The 21,318-nt window shown below is 68.2% G+C and carries 21 protein-coding genes; 13 read left to right on the forward strand and 8 right to left on the reverse strand.

What is annotated here, in order from left to right; genetic code table 11:
- Nucleotides 1-2: 2 nt before the first annotated feature.
- From ABIC44_RS06550 to ABIC44_RS06560, 3 genes are read right to left on the reverse strand one after another with little or no spacing between them, the layout of a single operon-like run.
- Nucleotides 3-368, reverse strand: coding sequence for a response regulator (locus tag ABIC44_RS06550; RefSeq protein WP_354294389.1), 366 nt, complete (start codon nucleotides 366-368; stop codon nucleotides 3-5).
- A gap of 60 nt (nucleotides 369-428) precedes the next feature.
- Nucleotides 429-1,385 carry an aldo/keto reductase gene (locus ABIC44_RS06555; RefSeq protein ID WP_354294390.1) on the reverse strand — a complete coding sequence of 319 codons (957 nt, stop codon included), beginning with the start codon at nucleotides 1,383-1,385 and terminating at the stop codon, nucleotides 429-431.
- Between the two features lie 6 nt (nucleotides 1,386-1,391).
- Nucleotides 1,392-1,589 carry a hypothetical protein gene (locus tag ABIC44_RS06560; RefSeq protein ID WP_354294391.1) on the reverse strand — a complete coding sequence of 66 codons (198 nt, stop codon included), beginning with the start codon at nucleotides 1,587-1,589 and terminating at the stop codon, nucleotides 1,392-1,394.
- Between the two features lie 120 nt (nucleotides 1,590-1,709).
- Between ABIC44_RS06560 and ABIC44_RS06565 the strand changes: the two genes are divergently transcribed.
- Nucleotides 1,710-2,162 (forward strand): DUF4126 family protein, encoded by a 453-nt coding sequence (locus ABIC44_RS06565; RefSeq protein WP_354294393.1) that lies wholly within the window; start codon nucleotides 1,710-1,712, stop codon nucleotides 2,160-2,162.
- A 5-nt stretch (nucleotides 2,163-2,167) separates the two neighbouring features.
- Here ABIC44_RS06565 and ABIC44_RS06570 read toward each other — a convergent pair whose 3' ends face one another.
- Nucleotides 2,168-2,710 (reverse strand): GNAT family N-acetyltransferase, encoded by a 543-nt coding sequence (locus ABIC44_RS06570; RefSeq protein ID WP_354294394.1) that lies wholly within the window; start codon nucleotides 2,708-2,710, stop codon nucleotides 2,168-2,170.
- A 17-nt stretch (nucleotides 2,711-2,727) separates the two neighbouring features.
- Complete coding sequence (locus tag ABIC44_RS06575; RefSeq protein WP_354294395.1) at nucleotides 2,728-3,921, reverse strand: Gfo/Idh/MocA family protein; 1,194 nt, start codon at nucleotides 3,919-3,921, stop codon at nucleotides 2,728-2,730.
- A gap of 160 nt (nucleotides 3,922-4,081) precedes the next feature.
- Here ABIC44_RS06575 and ABIC44_RS06580 point away from each other — a divergent pair, with 160 nt between their 5' ends.
- From ABIC44_RS06580 to ABIC44_RS06620, 9 genes are all read left to right on the forward strand, one after another.
- Nucleotides 4,082-4,432: a c-type cytochrome gene (locus ABIC44_RS06580; RefSeq protein WP_309704013.1), complete on the forward strand. Its 351-nt coding sequence runs from the start codon at nucleotides 4,082-4,084 to the stop codon at nucleotides 4,430-4,432.
- A 14-nt stretch (nucleotides 4,433-4,446) separates the two neighbouring features.
- On the forward strand, nucleotides 4,447-5,487 hold the full coding sequence (locus ABIC44_RS06585; protein WP_354294537.1) for a sugar phosphate isomerase/epimerase family protein: 1,041 nt from the start codon (nucleotides 4,447-4,449) through the stop codon (nucleotides 5,485-5,487).
- A gap of 69 nt (nucleotides 5,488-5,556) precedes the next feature.
- A complete protein-coding gene (locus tag ABIC44_RS06590) occupies nucleotides 5,557-6,861 on the forward strand; it encodes an MFS transporter (protein WP_354294397.1) in 1,305 nt (434 codons plus the stop codon).
- A complete protein-coding gene (locus ABIC44_RS06595; protein ID WP_354294399.1) occupies nucleotides 6,858-7,778 on the forward strand; it encodes a hydroxypyruvate isomerase family protein in 921 nt (306 codons plus the stop codon). Before ABIC44_RS06590 ends, ABIC44_RS06595 begins: the two co-directional genes overlap by 4 nt.
- Nucleotides 7,779-7,795: 17 nt before the next feature.
- A complete protein-coding gene (locus ABIC44_RS06600; protein WP_354294400.1) occupies nucleotides 7,796-8,605 on the forward strand; it encodes a 3-keto-disaccharide hydrolase in 810 nt (269 codons plus the stop codon).
- The gene (locus ABIC44_RS06605) at nucleotides 8,602-9,192 is read left to right on the forward strand and encodes a gluconate 2-dehydrogenase subunit 3 family protein (RefSeq protein WP_354294402.1); all 591 of its coding nucleotides are present in this window, start codon (nucleotides 8,602-8,604) and stop codon (nucleotides 9,190-9,192) included. Before ABIC44_RS06600 ends, ABIC44_RS06605 begins: the two co-directional genes overlap by 4 nt.
- The gene (locus tag ABIC44_RS06610; RefSeq protein WP_354294404.1) at nucleotides 9,189-10,034 is read left to right on the forward strand and encodes a sugar phosphate isomerase/epimerase family protein; all 846 of its coding nucleotides are present in this window, start codon (nucleotides 9,189-9,191) and stop codon (nucleotides 10,032-10,034) included. Before ABIC44_RS06605 ends, ABIC44_RS06610 begins: the two co-directional genes overlap by 4 nt.
- Before the next feature lie 31 nt (nucleotides 10,035-10,065).
- Nucleotides 10,066-11,748: a GMC family oxidoreductase gene (locus ABIC44_RS06615; protein WP_354294405.1), complete on the forward strand. Its 1,683-nt coding sequence runs from the start codon at nucleotides 10,066-10,068 to the stop codon at nucleotides 11,746-11,748.
- Nucleotides 11,749-11,758: 10 nt separating this feature from the next.
- Nucleotides 11,759-12,778: a LacI family DNA-binding transcriptional regulator gene (locus ABIC44_RS06620; RefSeq protein ID WP_354294407.1), complete on the forward strand. Its 1,020-nt coding sequence runs from the start codon at nucleotides 11,759-11,761 to the stop codon at nucleotides 12,776-12,778.
- A gap of 281 nt (nucleotides 12,779-13,059) precedes the next feature.
- On the opposite strand, the gene ABIC44_RS06625 is transcribed toward ABIC44_RS06620, so the two are convergent.
- Nucleotides 13,060-14,079, reverse strand: coding sequence for a class 1 fructose-bisphosphatase (locus ABIC44_RS06625; protein WP_309693677.1), 1,020 nt, complete (start codon nucleotides 14,077-14,079; stop codon nucleotides 13,060-13,062).
- Nucleotides 14,080-14,291: 212 nt separating this feature from the next.
- On the opposite strand from ABIC44_RS06625, the gene epsC reads away from it, so the two are divergent.
- Nucleotides 14,292-15,266 carry a serine O-acetyltransferase EpsC gene (gene epsC, locus ABIC44_RS06630; RefSeq protein WP_354294409.1) on the forward strand — a complete coding sequence of 325 codons (975 nt, stop codon included), beginning with the start codon at nucleotides 14,292-14,294 and terminating at the stop codon, nucleotides 15,264-15,266.
- The gene (locus ABIC44_RS06635) at nucleotides 15,263-16,003 is read left to right on the forward strand and encodes a gamma-glutamyl-gamma-aminobutyrate hydrolase family protein (RefSeq protein ID WP_354294410.1); all 741 of its coding nucleotides are present in this window, start codon (nucleotides 15,263-15,265) and stop codon (nucleotides 16,001-16,003) included. Before epsC ends, ABIC44_RS06635 begins: the two co-directional genes overlap by 4 nt.
- 12 nt (nucleotides 16,004-16,015) lie before the next feature.
- Here the strand turns inward: ABIC44_RS06635 and ABIC44_RS06640 are convergent, their stop codons facing one another.
- A complete protein-coding gene (locus ABIC44_RS06640) occupies nucleotides 16,016-18,490 on the reverse strand; it encodes a PepSY domain-containing protein (RefSeq protein WP_354294411.1) in 2,475 nt (824 codons plus the stop codon).
- A gap of 77 nt (nucleotides 18,491-18,567) precedes the next feature.
- Here ABIC44_RS06640 and ABIC44_RS06645 point away from each other — a divergent pair, with 77 nt between their 5' ends.
- Complete coding sequence (locus tag ABIC44_RS06645; protein ID WP_354294413.1) at nucleotides 18,568-20,802, forward strand: TonB-dependent receptor; 2,235 nt, start codon at nucleotides 18,568-18,570, stop codon at nucleotides 20,800-20,802.
- A 22-nt stretch (nucleotides 20,803-20,824) separates the two neighbouring features.
- Here the strand turns inward: ABIC44_RS06645 and ABIC44_RS06650 are convergent, their stop codons facing one another.
- Nucleotides 20,825-21,268 carry a MarR family transcriptional regulator gene (locus ABIC44_RS06650; protein WP_309698590.1) on the reverse strand — a complete coding sequence of 148 codons (444 nt, stop codon included), beginning with the start codon at nucleotides 21,266-21,268 and terminating at the stop codon, nucleotides 20,825-20,827.
- Nucleotides 21,269-21,318 lie beyond the last annotated feature (50 nt).

Genomic DNA, 21,318 nt, shown 5'->3' on the forward strand with positions numbered 1-21,318 from the left:
GGTCAGGCCATTTCCTCCTCGATCATCCGGATGATCTCGTGCCCGACATAAGGCTTGGCGACGAAGCGAATATCGTCGGGCAGGTCGGTGGGGGCAAAGGCCTGATGCCCCGACGTGACCAGCACCGCGACGCGCGGATAGGCCCCCCGGATGCGCTCCGCCAGCGCCGCGCCGTCGAGCGAACCCGGCATCGCGACATCGGTGAAGACCGCGCGAATGTCCGGATGGCGGTCCAGCGCGATCAGCGCCTCGTCGGCATTCGCCGCCTGGATCACGGCATAACCGGCATCCTCGAACGCGAAGCGGACATGCAGCAACAGCAGCGGCTGGTCTTCGACGATCAGGACGGTCGGTCGCGGTGCGGACATGGGCTCTGATGACAAGGGAATGACAAGATTTTCCAAATTAATATAGTTTAATTTCGCTGTCTAGGCGCCGCTGGCGTCGAGTCGTGCCAGCTGGTCGTCGGTCAGGGTCAGGTGCATCGCGCGCGTCAATTCCCTCAGCTGGGTCACGCTGGTCGCGCTGGCGATCGGGGCGGTGACGCCCGCCTGTGCCATCAGCCAGGCCAGCGCCACCTGCGCCGGGGTGGCCCGCACCTCCTCCGCCACATCGTCGAGCGCGGCGAGGACATCGGCCCCCTTGCCGTGCAGCAACTCGCCCATCCGCGCGCCCCGCACGCTTTGCGACAGATCGGCCTCGCTGCGATATTTGCCGGTCAGGAATCCGGCGGCGAGCCCATAATAGGGGACGACGCCGATATTCTCGCTGACGCAGTAATCCTGCAATTGGCCCTCGAACTTGTGGCGGCTGACCAGATTATATTCGGGCTGAAGGACGTGGAAGCGCGGCAGTCCCGCGTCGCGCGCCGCGTCATTGGCGGATTTCAGCCGGGCGGCGTGGAAGTTGGACGCGCCGATCACACGGACCTTGCCCGCCTCGACCAGCCGGGCAAAGGCCTCCATCACCGCCTCCTGCGGCTGATCCTCGTCATCCTGATGCGCGAAATACAGGTCGATATGGTCGGTGCCCAGCCGCTTCAGCGACGCCTCGGCCGCCGCCACGATCCGCGCGGGCGCCAGCTTCTCGCCGCCTTCGCCGGGCAGCATCCCGACCTTGGTCGCGATCAGCACCCGGTCGCGCTTTCCACTGGCCTTCAGCCATTCGCCGATCATCGCCTCGGACTCGCCGCCTTGATGCCCGTCGACCCAGGCCGAATAGACATCGGCGGTGTCGATCATCGTGCCGCCCTGATCGACAAAGGCGTCGAGCACCGCGAAGCTCGCCGTGCGATCGGCGGTCCAGCCGAACACGTTGCCGCCCAGCACCAGGGGCGCGATCATCAGGTCGGTCGATCCCAGGCGGCGCAGATTCTTGTCGGTCATGGACGCTTAACCCTCGGTATCATGGGATGTTTCCCCCGTAACGTTCGAAGGCGCCATCGCGTTCAGATCGACCGCATTGGCATCGAGCATGGCGGCGGCCTCGTTGAGCTGGCGATTCTCCTCCTCGCTCAGACCCGTGGGCTGGGTGTTGGAGGAACAGGCGGCCAGCGACAGCAGCGCGGCGAGGGAGAGGATGGATTTCATGCCCGGATCATGGCGCAGGCCGGGTATCATCGGAAAGGGGGCGCGTGACGGCCGCGGGGAACCCGGCGGCGGGCGGAGGGCGTTATGACGCTCGACATTGGTTTCATAAAGGGTCGCGTCATGCTCGCATCGTTCAAAATGGGTCTGGTCGGTGGTCAGCGCGCCATGACCCCGCTGGCCGCGGTGTCGATCGCGGCGGCGCGTGGGGAATTGCGGCTGGGCAAGGGGCCGCTGAAATGGCTCGCCAACCCGCTGGTCGCGGCGGGCACGCTGGCGCTCGCCATCGGCGAGATGGCGGGCGACAAGCAGAAGACCGCGCCCGACCGGATCGTCCCGATCGGCCTCGCGGCCCGCTTCACCACCTCGGCGATCGCGGGCGCGGCGCTCGCCAGCCCGAAGCATCGCTGGCTGGGCGCGGCGGTCGGCGGCGTGACGGCGGTGATCGCCTCCTATCCCGGCTGGCGCGGACGCATGGCGGCGCTGGGCCGTTATGGCCAGACGAAGACGGGCTTTGCCGAGGACGCGGCGGTACTGGCCGGCGCGGTCGGGATCGTGCGGGGGCGCAAGGCCTGACGCCTTTACGCTCTTCTGGGTTGCTGCACCTCCACCGACGGAACGTCACGGCCCATGGCCAGGCAAGGGCGCATGGTCCGCGCCGTTTCCATGAAACCCAGCTTGGCCAGCACCCGCCCCGAAGCGGGATTATCCTCGAAATAGGACGAGGTGACGACCGACAGGCCGAACGGTCCGAATGCATGGGACAGCACCGCCTGTCCCGCTTCGGTCATGAGCCCGCCGCCCCATTGGTCAGGATCGAGCCAATAGCCGAGTTCGGCCCGGTCATCGCGTTTGTCCGGCGTCAGGCCGATGACGCCGATCAGCGCGTCCGCACCCGTTCTGGTGATTGCCCAGATCCATTCCTGCGGCGCCACCTGCTCCAGGAAAAAGCGGGCGTCGTCCGGTGTATAGGGATGGGGTACGCGGGCCAGTCGGCGTGCGACATCCCATTGCCCCACGATCCGGACGATCGCCGCCGCATCCCGTGTCGCCAGCCGTCGCAAGGACAGCCGGGGCGTCGACAGGTCGGGATAATCCGACAGGTTGCGTGTGCCGGCCATCATAGTCGAACCATCTTTCCCTAAAGTTCAGCAATATTCTCGATGCTATCGACTTCGGGAAACGCCGTCCATTTCTCGTCCGACGCGGCATTGGCGAGCGCGGCCTCGACAAAGGCCATGGTGCGCAAGCCCGGCACCAATCCCGGAAACCAGTCCGCCGCGCCGATCGCGCCGCCCTCTGCCGGGCCATCCTCGTCCAGCGTCCGGGCGACCGCGCGATAGAGATTGGCGAAGGCTTCGATATAGCCTTCGGGGTGGCCGCCCGGCGTGCGTTGGCGGGGCAGGGTGGTGTCGGCCAGCCCCGGCCCGCCCGCGCGGACGATCTCCGCCGGGCGGTCGAGCCAGCGCAGGGTCAGCGTGTTCGGCTCCATCTGCGACCATTCCAGCCCGCCCTTCTCGCCATGGATGCGCAGGCGCAGACCATTTTCCTCGCCCGCCGCCACCTGGGTCGCGCGTAGCGTACCGCGCGCGCCGCCGTCGAAGCGGAGAAGCACGTTCACATCGTCGTCGAGCATCCGCCCGTCGACATGGGTCGTCACGTCCGCCGACAAGGCCGCGACCCGGTGGCCCGAGACATGCTCGGCCAGTTGAAAGGCATGGGTGCCGATATCGCCCAGGCAGCCGCCCAGCCCGGCGCGCGCCGGGTCGGTGCGCCATTCGGCCTGTTTGTTGCCCTCGCGGTCGAGCGGGCGGCTCAGCCAGCCCTGGATATATTCGACATGGATCAGCCGGATCGCGCCGAAATCGCCGCGCGCCACCCGCGCCCGCGCCTCCTCGACCATCGGATAGCCGCTATAGGTGAAGGCGAGCGCATAAAGCCGGCCCGAGGCGCGGGCGACCTCGGCGATGGCGCGGGCTTCGGCGAGGTTCATCGCCATCGGCTTTTCGCTGAACACCGCGAAACCGGCATTCAGCGCGGCGATCGCCATCGGGGCGTGGAGATGATTGGGCGTGACGATCGCGACCGCATCGATCCGGTCCCCGGCGACACGCGCGCGCTCGTCGGCCAGCAGCGCGTCGAGCGTGTCATGGACCCGGTCGGGGGACAGGCCCAGCTGCTCGCCCGTCCGGCGGTTGCGCTGCGGATCGCTGCTGAACGCGCCCGCGACCAGATCCCAATCCCCGTCCAGCGCTGCGGCCATGCGGTGGATCGCCCCGATAAAGGCCCCTTCGCCGCCACCCGCCATCGCCAGCCGCAACCTGCGCTTCGCCATCATCCTCTCCTTTGCCCCGGTCGCTCACCTGGCGACATTCGATGCTTGCACACTAACGGTTTAGCGGTAAACTCGATCGCGAACCAGCGAGTCTGGGAAAGAAAATGACAGGAGAGTGAGGATGAGGCAGCTGCTCTGGCTGGCCGCATTGCCCGGTGCCATGACCATCGTCATCGCCGCCAATGCGCCATCGACCGCGCAATCGGCCCCCGCCGCGGGGGCGCAGGCCTTTGCCGCCTGCCGCGCCTGCCACACGCTCAACAAGGGCGGACGGAACGGCGTCGGTCCCAACCTGAACGGGGTCTTCGGGCGGCAGGCCGGGTCGGTGCCCGGCTTCAACTATTCGCCCGCGATGAAGGCCTCCGGCTTGAAGTGGGACGACAAGACGCTGAACGAGTTCATCGCCGCCCCGATGAAGAAGGTGCCGGGCACGCGGATGCCGATCGGCGTCGCCGATCCGGCCAAGCGCGCCGCGCTGATCGCCTATCTCAAGGCCGAGACCGCCAAGTGAGTGCGGTGCCCACCATGCGCGGGCCGGGCATCTTCCTGGCCCAGTTCATGGGCGATGCGGCCCCGTTCGACACGCTGGAGTCAGCGGCGCGATGGATGGCGGAGGCGGGCTATGAAGGCGTGCAGATCCCGACCTGGGACGCGCGCTGCATCGACCTGAAGGCCGCCGCCGAGAGCCAGGATTATTGCGACGACTTGGCCGGGCGCTGTGCCGAGGCGGGCGTCGCGATCACCGAACTCTCGACCCATTTGCAGGGGCAGCTGGTCGCGGTCCACCCCGCCTATGACGCCGCCTTCGACGGCTTCGCGCCCGAGGCGGTGCGGGGCAAACCCGCCGAGCGACAGGCATGGGCGGTCGAGCAACTTGGATACGCCGCCAGGGCGAGTCGGCGGCTGGGGTTGAAGGCGCATGCGACCTTTTCGGGCGCGCTGCTCTGGCCCTTCGTCTATCCCTGGCCGCAGCGGCCCGCCGGACTGGTCGCGGAAGGGTTCGCCGAACTCGGCAAGCGCTGGCGGCCGATCCTGGATGCGTTCGAGGAGGAGGGCGTCGACCTCTGCTACGAACTCCATCCCGGCGAGGATCTCCACGACGGCACGACCTTCGAGCGGTTCCTGGATTCGGTCGGCGGCCATGCCCGCGCCAACATCCTCTACGACCCCAGCCATTTCGTGCTGCAGGCGATGGATTATCTGCAATTCATCGACTTTTATCACGACCGCATCCGCATGTTCCACGTCAAGGATGCCGAGTTCAACCCGACCGGCCGCGCGGGCGTCTATGGCAGTTACAGCGACTGGATCGACCGGCCGGGGCGGTTCCGTTCGCTGGGCGACGGGCAGGTCGATTTTGGCGGGATCTTCTCGAAGCTGACCCAATATGGCTATGCCGGTTGGGCGGTGCTGGAATGGGAATGCTGCCTCAAGCACCCGGAGGACGGCGCGCGCGAAGGGGCTCCGTTCATCGCGGCGCATATGATCCGCCGGGCCGAGCGAGCCTTCGACGATTTTGCCGGCGGGGGCGATCCCGACGCCAATCGCCGCTGGCTGGGAATTTAACGATTGCAACGGCTTGACCATCCGCCTCGGACGGTAAAGTCTGCCAAAAAATATAAGCGGGAGAGGGGCATGGAAGCGATACCGGACAATCGGTCGCGTCTGTTCTGGCTGAGCGTGCTGGCCTTGTTCACGGCCGCCGCCAGCGCGGCGTTGCGCGCGGCGGTGGCGAGCAGCCTGAAGGCGCAGTGGATCGATCCCATCGCGCCAGTGCAGGCGGGGGAGCTGATCGGGTCGGCGCTGGGCTCGGCCTTTCTGGGCTTTGCGGCGACGCTGTTCGTGGCGAGCGCCTTGCTCGACCGGATCGGTGCGCGCCAGATGCTGATCGGATGCGGCCTGTGCTTTCTGGTCGGGACGGCGGCGATCGTCGGGGCGGGCTCGCTGGCCAGCGGCATGGCGGTCTATCACATCGTCTGGGGCGGGATGCTGCTCAGCGGGATCGGCTGGGGACTGGCGGAGGCGTCGATCAACCCGCTGACCGCGCGGCTCTATCCGGAAGAGACGACGCACCGGCTGAACGTGCTGCACGCCTGGTATCCCGGTGGACTGATCGTCGGCGGCCTGGCGGGCGTGCTGCTGGCGGAAGCTTTGTCGTGGCAGGCGATCATGGCGCTGGTGCTGATCCCCGCGCTGGGCGTGCTGGTGATGGCGGCGACCACCCGCTTCCCGCCGGTGCCGCGCGAAGTGCGCGATGTCGGCTTTGGCGGGATGATCGCGGAAGTCTTCAAGCGGCCGAGCTTCTTCGTCTGGTTCGGCGCGATGTTCCTGACCGCTGCGTCGGAACTGGCACCGGGGCAATGGCTCGACGTGGCGCTGAGCAGCCGCGTCGGGATGCGCGGCATATTGCTGCTTGTCTATGTCAGCGCGCTGATGTTCGTGTTCCGCCATTTCGCCGGGCGGATCGCGGGGCGGCTCTCCAATCCGGGGCTGCTCTGGGTGTCGAGCCTGATGGCGGGGATCGGCCTGTTCCTGCTGTCGCGCGCGCAGTCGCCGGTGGCGGCGGTGCTGGCCTCGACCGTCTGGGGGCTGGGCGTCTGTGCGATGTGGCCGACCATGCTGGCCTCGGTGGCCGAGCGTTATCCGCGCGGCGGGGCCTGGGCATTGGGGCTGGTCGGATCGGCGGGCGCGTTGGCGAGCTTCTTCGTCCTGCCGCGTCTCGGCGCGATGTTCGATGCCGCCAAGGTCGAGCTGGCCGGTGGGCCGGAGGCGTTCAAGCGGCTGACCGGCGAGGCGCTGCGCCAGGTCGAGGATGCGGCGGCGTCGCAGTCCTTCGCGCGGCTGGCGATCGTGCCGGTGATCCTGTTGTTCGTGTTCGGCGGCATCTGGCTGGCCGAGCGCCGCCGTCCTCGCCGCCCTGTCATGGAGACCGTCGCATGAGCTGGTCGCGACGCACCATCCTGGGCGGGATCGCCGCCGCCGCGCCGGTTGCCGCACTGGCGGCGCAGAAGGCGGGCCGGTCGTCCAACGCCGCGCGCTTCACCCTGGGCTTCGCGCCGCATCTGGGCAGCTTTGCCAGCCGGGGCGACAGCTCGGTCGAGCAGATCGCCTATGCCGCCGATCAGGGTTTCTGGGCCTGGGAGGACAATGAATATCGCCTCCGCCCGGTGGCCGAACAGGAGGCGATCGCCAAGGCGCTGCGCGACCGGAAGATGACGATGGGGGTGTTCGTCGCGTCGATGCCCAAATGGTCCGAGTCCCGGCCGCTGCTGGGCGGTGACGACGATGCCGAGCGACAGGCCTTCCTCGCCGATGTGACGAGCGCGGTCGAGGTCGCCAAGCGGGTCGGCGCGACGCGGATGACTGTCGTCACCGGCTTCATGGACAAGCGTCTGCACCCTGCGATCCAGATGGGGCGGATCATCGACGTGATGCGTCGCGCGGGCGATATCGTCGCGCCGCACGGGATGGCGCTGGTGATGGAGCCGCTCAATACCCGGACCAACCATCCCGGCGTCTTCATGCAGTCGATCGCGGAGGGCTATGCGGTCGCGCGGGGCGCGAACAGTCCGGGCGTGAAGGTGCTCGCCGACCTGTATCACGAGCAGATCCAGTCGGGAAATCTGATCCCGACCATGAAACTCTGCTGGGACGAGATCGGCTATATCCAGTTCGGCGACAATCCCGGCCGCAACGAGCCGGGCAGCGGCGAGATCAACTATGCCAATATCTGCCGCTTCCTGAAAGCACAGGGCTATGCCGGGGTGATCGGCATGGAACATGGCAATTCGGTCAAGGGCCGCGCGGGCGAAGAAAGGCTGATCGCCGCCTACCGCGCGATTGATCCTACAGCATGAGGAGGGGGGCGATGCGGATGCTATCGTTGATCGCGCTGGCCGTGGCGAGCGGCGCGACGGCCCAGGACAAGCCGGGCCTGGGGTTTCGCGACACGCCGATGCTGCCCGGTGGCCAATGGCATGTCCATGACCCGGACCGGCCCGCGCCGCGCGTCGTGACCCCGGCCGCGCAGCCCGGCGGCGCGCCGTCGGATGCGGTGGTGCTGTTCGACGGGCGCTCGCTGGACGCCTGGACGGCCAGCGGCAAGCCATGGCTGCTTCAGGGCGGCGTGCTGACCGTGCCGCCGCGCGACGGCAAGGCGGAGAGCGTGCTGGTCAGCAAGCAGAGCTTCGGCGATGTCCAGCTCCACCTCGAATTCCGCTCGCCCAACCCGCCGCGCAAATCGTCGCAGGACCGGGGCAATAGCGGCATCTGGTTCATGCAGCGCTATGAGGTGCAGATCCTCGACGGTTATAATAATCCGACCTATGCCGATGGGCAGGTGGGGGCGGTCTATGCCTGGAAGCCGCCGCTGGTGAACGCCGCGCGCAAGCCCGGCGAGTGGCAAAGCTATGACATCATCTTCGAGCGGCCGCGCTTCGGCGGCGACGGCAAGCTGCTCCGCCCCGCCTATGTCACCGCGCTGCTGAACGGCGTCGTCGTCCAGAACCATCAGGCGATGCTGGGCACCACCGTCTGGCGGCAGGTCGAAAAATACCAGGCGCATGGCGATGCCGCGCCGATCCAGCTTCAGGATCACGACTCGCCCGTCTCGTTCCGCAACATCTGGGTCCGCCCGCTGCCGCCCGAGGCGATCGCGCAGGACCTGCCGGAGGATGCCCGATGATCGCCCACCCCCATATCGACCGCAGACATGCCCTGGCGGGGATCACCGCCATGTTCGGCTCCGCGCTGTTCGCGCCCATCGCCCGTGCGGCGGGCGCGGTCGAGCAGACGCGCGGCGCCATTCCCGTCATCTCGAACGGCCCGCCCAGCGTCGCGGTCTTCACCCCCGTCCAGCGCGCGACGATGACCGCGCTGGCCGAACGCGTGCTGCCGACCACCGACACGCCGGGCGCGATCGCGGCCGGGGTGCCCGAATTCATCGAGAAGATGCTGGCCGACTGGTCGCTGCCCGCCGACCGGGTGCCGATCATCGCCGGGCTGAACGCGATCGAGGCGCGCAGTCAGAGCGTCAACAAGGTGGCCGCCGCCAAGGCGACGGCGGCGCAGCAGGACACGCTGCTGACCGAGGCGATGGAGGGCGTGCTGCCCGAGGGCCGCGCCTTCTTCGAGCCGTTCCGGCAACTGGTCATCACCGGCTATTACACGTCGGAGATCGGCATCACGCAGGAACGCGAATATCTGCCCGTGCCCGGCGAGTATAACGGCGCCTTCCCCTATTCTCAGGTCAACAAGGTATATTCGGCATGATCGATCGTCGTTCGCTGATGGGCGCGGGGTTGGGGATGGGATTGGGGCTGGGCGCGGGCGCGCTGCTGCCGGGCATGGCGCAGGCCGCTCGGCTGGGCGCCATCGGGCTCCAGCTCTACACGATCCGCGAGCTGTTCGCGGCCGATCCGGTCAAGACGCTCGAGGCGGTGGCGAAGATCGGATACCGCGAGATCGAATATGGCGGCGGCGGCTATGACGCGATGGACCATGCCATGCTCCGCCGCACGCAGGACCGGCTGGGGCTGAAGGCGCCGTCGGTCCATGTCCCCTATGACGCGCTGCTCGGCAATTTCGGGAAATGCGTGACCATGGCGAAGACGCTGGGCGCGGACACCGTCATCCTGCCCTATATGACCGACGAGCATCGGACCGAGGCGGGCTGGAACGCGGCGCTGCCCAACATCAACCGCTTCGCCGAGCAGTTGAAGAAGGCGGGACTGGGCTTTGCCTATCACAATCACGATTTCGAGTTCACCAACAAGCCCGGCGGCGTCAGCCTGTATGACCGGCTGCTCAAGGGCACCGATCCGAAGCTCGTGAAGCTGGAGATCGACCTGTACTGGGCGATCCATGCGGGCGAGGATGCGGCGGCGCTGATCCGGCGGCTGGCGGGGCGCATCTATGCCTATCACGTCAAGGATGCGCGCGCCGATGGCAGCATGACCGCGGTGGGGGCGGGCAAGATCGACTTCGCTGCGCTCTTCAGGCTCAACGGGCTGGCCGGCGTGAAGCATTTCTATGTCGAGAACGACCAGGCGCCCGCGCCTTACCTGCCCGACATCACGATCAGCTTCCGGACGCTGCAAGCGCTTCGATTCTAAAACGACAAGAACGATATAGGGAGGATAGGCCATGGCGGCGACGAACCGTTTCGACGCGATCGTGATCGGGTCAGGGATCAGCGGCGGTTTCGCCGCCAAGGAACTGACCGAAAAGGGCCTGCGCGTCCTGATGCTCGACCGGGGCGTCATGGTCGAACATGGCGAGGGTTATCCCTATGACGGCAAGCCGCCTTTCGAGGTGCCCGCGCGCAACATCATGCCCAAGCCCCTGGTGGAGAGCGATTATTTCATCGCCAAACAGGGCTATGTCGCGCCCAGCAACCAGAAATTCTACAATGACGACCGGCTGAACCCCTATGCCTATGACGAGGGGAGCAAATTCTACTGGATCCGCCCCGGCGCGGTCGGCGGCAAGTCGCTGATCTGGGGCCGCTGGTCCTTCCGCTGGAGCCCCGACGATTTCGAGGCGAACAAGCGCGAGGGCGTCGCCGCCGACTGGCCGATCCGCTATGAAGACGTCGCGCCGTGGTATTCCTATGTCGAGAAGTATATCGGCGTTTCCGGCTCGCGCGAGAATCTGCCCTATCTGCCCGACAGCGAGTTCCAGCCGCCGATCCCGATGAACGTCGCGGAGAAGTGGTTGAAGGAGCGGCTGGAGGGCCAGTTTCCGGGCCGCAAGCTGATCAACACCCGCCTGTCCAACATGACCGAGGACAAGCCCGACCAGAACCGCACCAAATGCCAGTTCCGCAACCAGTGCGGCAATGGATGCTCGTTCGGCGCCTATTTCTCGACCCAGGCGGTGACGCTGCCCGCCGCGCGCGCCACCGGGCGGCTGACGCTGCAATCGGACGCGGTGGTGACGGGGATCGACTATGACCCGGCCGCCAAGAAGGTCACTGGCGTCCGCTATGTCGATGCCAAGACGGGGCAGGCGCAGACGGTGGCGGCCAATCTCGTCTTCGTCTGCGCCTCGGCCATGGCATCGGTGCAGATCCTGATGAACTCGCGCGCGCCCGGCTCGGAGCGCAGCCATTTCGACAGCAGCGGGACGCTGGGCCGCTATGTCATGGACCATATCTTCCGCGTCGGTGTGTCGGGCGAGATTCCCGGCATGGAGGATCTGATCGAATATGGTCGCCGTCCGGGCGGGGTCTATGTGCCGCGCTTCCGCAATCTGAAGGGCGACGAAGGGCTGGGCTTCCGGCGCGGCTATGGTTATCAGGGCTCGGCCTATCGCAATGCCGCCAAGCCGGTCGGCTTCGGCGCGGAGATGAAGCACGGCATGCGCCGCTATGGTCCCTGGCAGTTCAGCATGGGCGCGTTCGGCGAATGCCTGCCCTATGAGGACAATCGCATCTCGCTGCACTCCAGCAAGGTCGATCGCTTCGGCGTGCCGCTGTTGAAGTTCGACGTGACCTTCCGCGACAACGAACTGAAGATGATGGCCGACGCCCGGCGCGAGGGCGAGGCGATGCTGCGCGCGGCGGGCCTGAGGAACGTGACCAGCGGCGAGCAGGAGCATGTGCCGGGCGACGCGATCCACGAAATGGGCGGCGCGCGCATGGGGGCGGACCCGCGTGCCTCGGTGCTCAACAAATGGAGCCAGGCGCATGACGCGTCGAACCTGTACGTGACCGATGGTGCGCAGATGGCGTCGGTGTCGTGCGTCAACCCGTCGCTGACCTTCATGGCGCTGACCGCGCGCGCGGCCGATCACGCGGTCAAGGGGTTGAAGGCTGGCGCCGTCTGACCTCCCGCGCATGACCGCCAGGCGCCCCGAAGGCGTCACCATCCGTGCGGTGGGCGAGCGGGCGGGCGTGTCGGCGATGACGGTGTCCAACGTCATCAACGGCGCGGGCCGGGTCGGTGCGGCCACGCGCGCGGCGGTGCTCGCGGCGATCGAGGAACTGGGCTATGTCCCCAATGTGGCCGCGCGTCGGCTGGCCAAGGCACGCGCGACCATGCTGGGGCTGGTCTATAGCGACCGGAGCACGCCCTTCATCGACTCGGTGCTGCTGGGGGCCTTGCGCGCCAGCAACGCGCGCGGGCTGCAATTCATCGCGCAGGGCGAGGAAGGGCTGACCCGCGACGCGGCCGAGGCGGCGGTGCGCGCGCTGGTGCAGAGCGGGGCGGCGGGGGTGCTGCTCGTGCCGCCCTTCGCCGAGCTGCTCAGCGGATCGGGACTGTTCGAGGAGCTGGGCGTCGCGGCGGCGGCGATCGCGACGGGGCAGGCGCTGCCCGACATCGCCACCGTCCGGATCGACAACCGTGCGGCGATGGCGGCGATGACCGCGCATGTCGCACGGGCGGGGCACCGGCGGATCGGCTTCATCGCCGGGCCGCAACGCTTTTCGGTCGCCGACGAGCGGCTGGCGGGCTTTCGCGACGGGCTGGCGGCTGCGGGCCTGGCCTATGACCCCGCGCTGGTGATCCAGAGCGGGTTCGATCCGCTGTCCGGCGCGGCGGCGGGGCGGGTCCTGCTGGACCTGGCGGACCGGCCGAGCGCGATCCTGTGCAGCAGCGACGACATGGCCGCCGGGCTGATCGGCGAGGCGCACCGCATGGGCCTGCGCCTGCCCGATGATCTGGCGGTGACGGGCTTCGACGATACCGCGATCGCATCGCGGGTCTGGCCACCGCTGACCGTCATCCGCCAGCCGGTCGAGGACATGGCGTTCGGCGCGGTGGAGCAGGTGCTGGCGGCACTACGCTCGCGGATCGTGGAGGACCGGGTGATGGCCTTTGAACTGGTCGTGCGGGAGTCGGTGGGGCGGGGGTAGGGGCCGTGCACGGTCCGGACCGGGCGGATGGGGATTCCCTTGGCCTTCGACTTCGCTCAGGCTGAACGGAAGGGGGGGGAGAGCTGGCCAATATCCCTGTTGACCCCGGCGGAGGCCGGGGCCCAGTTGCCATGTGGCTGGAACGACGGAATGAACCTGCCTCCCCCGCTTTGCCTGGCGCGCCATCGGCCGGGTGGCGCCTGGGCCCCGGCCTTCGCCGGGGTCGAAGGGGATACCTTCCTCCGTTCAGCCTGAGCGAAGTCGAAGGCCATGGGAAACCCTCACCCCGTCCGCCCATATTCCGCGACCAGCGCCACCTCCTCGGCATCGCCCAGCACCACGCCGACGCGCTGGTGCAGGCCGATCGCCTCGACATCCATGATCGGGATGGCGCCGTCGATCGCCGCGCCGCCTGCCTGTTCGATCAGGAAGCTCATCGGATTGGCCTCATACAGCAGGCGCAGCTTGGCCTTGCCCGACTGGCGGTGGTCGCCCGGATAGAGGAACACGCCGCCGCGCTTCAGGATGCGGTGGATGTCCGCCACCATCGAGGCGGTCCAGCGCATATTATAGTCCACCCCGCACGGCCCCTCGGTGCCCAGGATGCGTTCCTCGATATAGCGGGCGATGCCCGGCGACCATTGGCGGCGGCGCGCCATGTTGATCGCGAATTCGCGGTTCCCCGCCGGAATCCGCATCGGCCCGTCGGTCAGCCGCCACGAACCCAGCTCGCGGTCGAGCGTGAATTCATACACCCCGTCGCCGACCGTCAGCACCAGCAGCGTCTGCGGCCCGTAGATCGCATAGCCCGCCGCCACCTGCGCGCGGCCGGGTTGCAGGAAGTCCGCCTCGGTCACCTCGCGCCCCGCGCAATCCTCGGGCGCGCGCAGGACCGAGAAGATGGTCCCGACCGACAGGTCGACATCGACATTGCTCGACCCGTCGATCGGATCGAACAGCAGCAGATATTCGCCCTTGGGATAGCGGTTGGGGATGCGGTGGATCGTCTCCATCTCCTCCGACGCCATGGCCGCCAGGTGCCCGCCCCATTCATTGGCGTCGAGCAGCAGGTCGTTGGCGATCACGTCCAGCTTCTTCTGGACCTCGCCCTGCACATTCTCGCTGCCCAGCGAGCCCAGCACATCGCCCAGCGCGCCCTTGGAGATCGCCTGGTTCACCGCCTTGCACGCGCGCGCCACGGTTTCGATCAGCAGGCGCAGTTCGGGAGGGCAGGTCTCCGGCGAGCGGCGCTGCTGCTCGATCAGGAAACGGGTCAGCGTCGTCTGGCGCGCTATGGTCATCGTCGCGGTGTTCCGGGGAATGGATGGGGCCGTGGGACGATCGGCCGGGCGGGCTCCCTCCCGCCGACCGGGCCATGATGGTGCACCGAACCTGCCCCAGCCCCCCGAGCCGCGCAACCGTCCGTTAAGCAAAGCCCGTGCTTTATAGGGACGTAGCATTTCTGTTATATCCCATTCGCTAAGTGGGATATGTTGCCGGTCGGAGGATCATCATGACTACCCAAGCCCTGACCTCGACCGACCGCGCCGCCCCCGACGCCGCGACCGGCATCGACGCGATCGTCACGGGGCTGCGCCGCGCCCGCGACGGCTGGCGGCAGCGGCAGGATGCGGGCCGCGACGTCGAGCGTTTCCCGTCGCGCGCCGGGGTCGAGGATGTCGTCGCGCTGATCGCCGCCGCGCTCTATCCGCGCCGTCTGGGTCATTTCCGGGGGGCGGGGGTGGAGGAGGACCGTTTCGTCGCCGCCAAGCTGCTCGCCGGGCTGACCGCGCTGGAGCGTGAGATCGGGGCGGAGCTGGCCTATTGGCAGAAGGACGCCGATGCCGCTTTCCCGCCCGAACAGGCCGCGCTGATCGCCCGGCTGTTCGGCGCCACCCTGCCCAAAGTCCGCGACCTGATCGACAGCGATGTCGAGGCCGCTTTCCTGGCCGATCCGGCGGCGCGCAGCGTCGACGAAATCCTGCTCTGCTATCCCGGCGCGACCGCCAGCCTGCACCATCGCATCGCGCATGAACTGAACGAACTGGGGGCGCCCATCGTCGCGCGGATGGTCTCCGAACTGGCCAATGAGCGGACCGGGATCGACATCCATCCGGGGGCGACGATCGGGCGGCATTTCTTCATCGACCATGGCACCGGCGTCGTCATCGGCGAGACCGCGATCATCGGCGAGCGGGTGCGGCTGTACCAGCATGTCACGCTGGGTGCGCGTTCGGCGCTGGGCACCGCGCCGCGTTCGCCGCGCGACCGCTTCGCGCGCCATCCGATCGTCGAGGACGACGTCATCGTCTATGCCGGCGCGACGATCTTGGGCCGCGTGACGATCGGCGCGCGCTCGGTGATCGGCGGCAATGTCTGGCTGCTGGCGGATGCCGCGCCCGACAGCGTGCTGGTCCAGCCCGAGGCGCAGGCCCTGGCCATCGCGGAGGGCCGCGCGCTACGACAGGAACTGGAGGGACGGGCATGATCCGGGGCGGCAAGCCGATCATCGGTCTGATGTGCGGAAACGAGGAGGCGAACCGGCCGATCCAGGCGGTGGCGACGCGCTTTATCGATCCGCTGGTCAAGCTGGGCGGCGCCAGCGTCGTGCTGATCCCCGCCATCCCGGAGGCGGTCGACACGGTGATGATGGCCGACATGCTGAACGGCCTGTTGTTGACCGGGGGACGCTCGCATGTCGCGCCCGCGCAATATGGCGACTGCGCCGAACTCGCCCCCCAGGCGTGCGACCCGCGGCGCGACTCGGTCGCGCTGGCGCTGGGCGGGCGGATGATCGAGCGCGGCAAGCCTGTCTATGGCATCTGCCGGGGGATGCAGGAGATCAACGTGCTGTTCGGCGGGTCGCTGACTTGCCTGGGCGGCTCGGCGCGCCATCATCGTGGCAGCTGGGACGAGAGTTACGAGTCGCTGTTCGGCCATCATCACTCCGTCGACCTGATGCCCGGCGGCGTGCTGGCGGGGCGGGGCGGCGATCGGCGGCTGGAGGTCAATTCGGTCCACCAGCAGGGCGTCGACCGGCTGGGCTATGGCCTGGTGGTCGAGGCGCGCGATGCCGAGGACGGGCTGATCGAGGCGTTCCGCGCCCCTGGTTGCGGCGCGGATGTGCTGGCGGTGCAATGGCATCCCGAATGGGACGTCGCCCAGTGCCATGTCGCGCGCAGCTTCTTCACCCGCCTGGGCCATTCGGCGCGCGGCCATGCCTGAGGGAATGGCCCCTCAATAGATGTCGCGGGCATAACGCCCGGTCGCCGCCATCTCCTCCAGCACCGCGTCGCCGAGCAGCTCGGTCAGCGTGCGGTGCACATCGCCCGCCATGCCCTTCAGGCTGCCGCAGACATAGAGAGTCGCGCCCGCCGCCACCGCCGCGCGGATCGTGTCGCGCTCCATCGCCACCACGTCCTGCACATAGCGCGGGCCGGTCCCCAGCCGCGACCAGGCGGTCGCCATGCCGGTCAGCACGCCCGCCTGGCCGAGCGTCCGGCGCTCGGCGGCATGGTAATCGTCGTGGTCGGGATGCCGCTCGCCCCAGAACAGCCAGGCGGGGCCGCCGCCGGTCGCGGCGCGCTGGCGCAGATGGCCCATCAGCCCGGCCAGCCCGGTGCCGTTGCCGATCAGCACGATCGGCGTTCTGGGGTCGGCGGGGGAATGGAAGGCGGGATTGGCATGGACGCGCGCCTTGACCACCGAGCCGATCGCCGCGCCCCCGCACAGCCAGCCGGAGCCCAGGCCGGGCAGCCCGTCCTCGGCGGTGCAGAGCCGGACGATCAGTTCGACCCGGCCCGCCGCCGCGATCGAGGCGATCGAATATTCGCGGTGCGCGAGGGGGCGCAGCGTGTCGGGATCGAAACCGGGTCCGGCCTCGGGCGGCAGTATGCTGGTCATCAGCCGCGCGCGCATCGCGGGTGTGTCGGGCAGGCCGGTCGTCGCCAGGAAGGCGATGACCCGGCGGACATCCTGTTGCGGCAGGATTTCCAATATGTCGCCCGCCGCCCATTCGGCCGCGCCGTCGACCGGGGCGAGCGCGACATGCCAGGTCGGTCCGCCATGGCTGCCGGGATTGAGCAGGCGCCGCTCGACCAGCCGCCAGTCGGCCATCGGCGCGGGCGTCCAGTCGGGCTGGTCGGTCCGCGCGCCCAGGCTGGCAAGCTGCTGCTGCCAGAGCCGCTGGGCATCGGCATCGTCGCCGTCCAGCTCGATCGCGTCGAACAGCCGCTCCGCGCCGCCCGCATGCAGCCAGCGGTCGATCTGGTGCCCGAAGGCGCAGAAATCGCTATATTCGCGGTCGCCCAGCGCCAGCACGGCATAGCGCAGATGCGACAGGTCGCCCGGCGCCTCGGCCAGCGTCCGGGCAAAGCCGCGCGCGGCATCGGGTGGCTCGCCCTCGCCATAGGTGCTGGCGACGACGAACAGCTGCCGCAATCCCGCCAGCCGCGCCGGGTCGAGCGCAGTCACGGGCACGGTGGCGGCATCGGGCAGCGCCTGCGCGGTCAGCCGGGCGATCCGCTCGGCCGATCCGGTCTGGCTGGCATAGGCGACCAGCGTCGTCGTGGCTCCGGGGGCCGCGACCGGCGTCCCGGCCAGCACCGCGCCCAGCGCCTTCTTGCGTCGCCGCCGCGCGAAATAGAGGAGGAAGCCCGTCACCGTGAACAGCGGCATGGTCAGGCTGGTCAGCGCCATGACGATCCGCCCGACCAGCCCGAAATAGGCCCCGCGATGAATCTCATAGACGCTGGTCACGATATCGTCGCCCAGCGGGCGCGTCGCATAGGGCGTGTCGGAGACGATCCGCCCGGTCGCGCCGTCCACCGTCACCTCGTCCGACACGCGGTCGTGCCGTCCGCCGGGCAGCTTGGCACGGAACTGGACGGCGCCGTCGCGGACCGAGGCGGTGATCCGTTCATAGTCGCGCCCGCCGGTCGCCTGGGTGAAGCTGTTCCAAACGCGCGACAGGTCGGGCCTGGCGTCCTTCGCGCCGCCGCCGCGCCGTCCTTGCTCGACCTGCTCGGTCGTCAGCAGATGGCGCACGCCGTCGCGATACCAGCCATAGGACCACCATAGCCCGGTGCCCGCGCTGATCAGGTAGAAGACCAGCACCCATCCGCCGACCACCGCATGCAGCGCGCGGTAGAGGTTGCGCCCCGTCTTGCGCAGGTCGAGCACCAGCCAGTTGCGCCAGTCGAGCGGGCGGCGCGGCCAGCGCAGATAGAGGCCCGACAGCGCGAAGAAGATCAGCGACAGCGCGGCAAAGCCGGTCAGCTGCCGCCCGATGCCATTGCCCTTGCCGGGCAGCGCCAGCCAGCGGTGGAGATTTTCGACCGTCTCGAAAAAGCCGCTGCCCCGCGGTTCGCCGAGCAGCGCGCCAGTCGCGGGATCGACATAGGCGCGTTCGCGCTTCTTGCTGTCGCCGATCGTATAGCCGACCATCGCCGCACGGGTCGGATCGCGCTCGACGATCAGCCGCTGGATGCGCAGGCCGGGTATCTCCGCCTGGATGCGCGCGATCAGCGCGGGCGCGGGCAAAGGCGGCGTCCGGCCGGGGGTGACGGTCACGATACCGGGATTGGTCGCGGCCAGGATCTCGGGCTCGAAGCTGATCAGCGCGCCGGTCACGCCCATCACCGCCAGCACCAGTCCGGCGGTGATGCCCAGGAACCAGTGGACCTGAAACAATATCGTGCGCGTCGAGATCACGGTCGATCCAGGCTTGTTATTGATAATGAGTAGCGTTAGGGCGCCTCGCGATTCGGGTCAATGGTTTCGAGGGGGTAATGATGCATAAGGTTGGAGCGAATGCTCGGTCGGGTCTGCGCCGGGCGTGGCTTGCCAGCAGCGCGGTCGCGCTATTGACGATGGCGGCACCCGCCGTCGCGCAGGTCCGACCCGCCGCCGAGCAGGGCGCGGCGGACGAGGCCGACAAGCAGGAGGTCGTCGTCACTGCCGCGCGCACCATCCTGCCGCCCAACGCGTTGCCGCTGACCATCGACCTCATCGACAAGGCGGCGCTCGACCAGCAGATCGCGATCTCGGGCAGCACGACCGATGCCATATCGGTCCTGACGCCCAGCTTTTCCCCGACTCGCGGCAAGCTGTCGGGGGCGGGGGAGACGCTGCGCGGACGTTCGCCGCTCTATGCGATCAACGGCATTCCGCAAACGACCCCGCTGCGCGACGGCAGCCGCGACGGTTTCACCATCGACGGCTTCTTCATCGACCGGGTCGAGCTGATCTATGGCTCCAACGCGCTTCAGGGCGTCGGCGGGACCGGCGGCATCATCAACCAGGTGACGGTCGGCCCACCCCGGGCCGAGGGCTGGTCGGGCCGTGCGCTGGTGCAGGGCACCACCGCCGACGGGTTCGAGGGCGAAGGGCTGGGCGGCAAGGCGGCGGGCCTTGTCCAGTACAAGTCCGGTATCTTCGACGCGACGCTGGGGGCGTCCTATGAACGGCGCGGCGTCTTCTACGATGCGCAGGATCGCCGGATCGGGATCAACCTGACGCAGGGCGAGACGCAGGATTCGCACGCGCTCGACCTGTTCGCGCGGCTGGGCGTGCAGTTGCGCGACACCGGGCGGCTGGACCTGATCGCCAATCGCTACACGCTGGACGGCGAGGGACGGTTCGTGCCGCTGGCGGGCAATCGCCTGACCGGCGTGCCGACCAGCGCGGTACGCGGCAACCCGCCCGGCAAGCCCGCCGCCAACCAGGCCGAGGCCCTGTCGCTATCCTATACCGACAGCGATGTGGCAGGCGGCAACCTGACGGCGCAGCTGTTCTTCAACCGCACCTATGACACGTTCGGCGGCGAGCCGACGGCGATCGCGACCTTCCAGGACCCGGCGATCGCGCCGGTCGGCACGCTGCTCGACCAGTCGGAGAACCGGTCGCGCAAGCTGGGCGCACGGGCCAGCTATGAACGCGCGGTGCCGGGGTTCGAGGCGCTGGTCGCGACGATCGGCTTCGACGCGCTGTGGGACAAGTCGGAACAGCGGCTGATCATCACCAATCGCGTCTGGGTGCCACCCGCCGATTTCCGCAGCCTAGCGCCCTTCGCCCAGGCCAATCTGAAGCTGTTCGACGGCGTGGTCCGTCTGGCGGGCGGCGTCCGGTGGGAGAATGTGAAGGTCCGCATCAACGATTACCACACGCTCGCCTCCAACACCTATGACGGCAAGAATGCGGCGACCTATGGCGGCGTCAGCGTCAAGGGCGGCGAACCGGGCTTTGATCAGCTGCTGTACAATGGCGGCGTGATCCTGGAGCCGTGGAAGGGCATCCGCGCCTATGCCAGCTATGCGCAGGGCTTCACCATGGCCGATATCGGCCGCATCACCCGTGCGGTGTCCACCCCCGGCACCGACCTCAGCAATTTCCGCGCGATCGATCCGGTCATCTCGAACAATCGCGAGATCGGCGTCGAGGTGAAGCGCGGGCCGATGGACGCCAGCGCCACCTATTTCTGGTCGTCCAGCGACAAGGGCCAGGTGCTGCTGGCGCTGGGCAACGGCATCTTCGAGGTGCAGCGCCAGCGGGTCGAGATCCAGGGGCTGGAGCTCAATCTGGGCATGAAGATGCCGATCGAGGGGCTGCGCCTGTCGACCGGCTATGCCCATCTGATCGGCAGATATGACAGCGATACGCGCAATCCGGACGGCAAGGTCGACACCGATCTGGACGGCACCAACATCTCGCCCGACCGGATGAACGTGGCGGCCGACTTCGCCTCCGGCCCGGTTTCGGCGCGGGTGCAGACGCAATTGTATCTGGCGCGCAATTTCCACGGCAAGGCCAATCCCGATCCGCGCAACAATTTCGGCGGCTATACGGTGACCGACGCCTATCTGCGCTACCAGACGCGGATCGGCGGATTCTATGTCAGCGCGCAGAACATCTTCGATCGCTTCTATATCGACTATAACAGCGACACCCGTCTGCCCAACGACAACCTCGCCTTCTTCGCCGGGCGCGGGCGGACCTTCACCATCGGGTGGGACCAGCGCTTCTGATCGCCATGCGGCCGGGGACGGGTCAGCTTTGCGGCCGCCCGTCCTCGGTCATGGACAGGTCCAGGTGGCGCAGCATCGCGGTCATCGCATCGGTGCCGCGCTGGGTCAGGGTGACGGCCAGCCGGCGGTGATCCGCCGGGTCGGTCCGCCGCCGGATCAGCCCGGCCCCCTCCAGCCGGTCGATGCGGCGCAGCGCGCTGGTCGAGCTTTCGCCCGAGACGAGGATCAGTTCCTTGACGCAGAGGGGGCGGTTCTGCTGCTCGGCGATGAACAGCTCCAGCATCATGTCCCAGGCGGAATCGCGGAACACGTCGCGGGGAAAGAATTGGGCGGTATTGGCGCGCATCGCCTGGATCTGGCGGGCGAGGGCGAGCAGGGTGGGGCCGTTATGCCCCCGGATCGGCGCGGCGGACATCGCCGTGCGACCATGGGTGGCGGGGTAGCGGGCTGCCAGGTTTTTCGACATCGACATATCCTGAGCTGAGGCCGGGGATGACGGTCATCCCTGGGATGGCG

The sequence above is a fragment of the Sphingomonas sp. 1185 genome (assembly GCF_040544655.1).
Lineage (GTDB): Bacteria > Pseudomonadota > Alphaproteobacteria > Sphingomonadales > Sphingomonadaceae > Sphingomonas.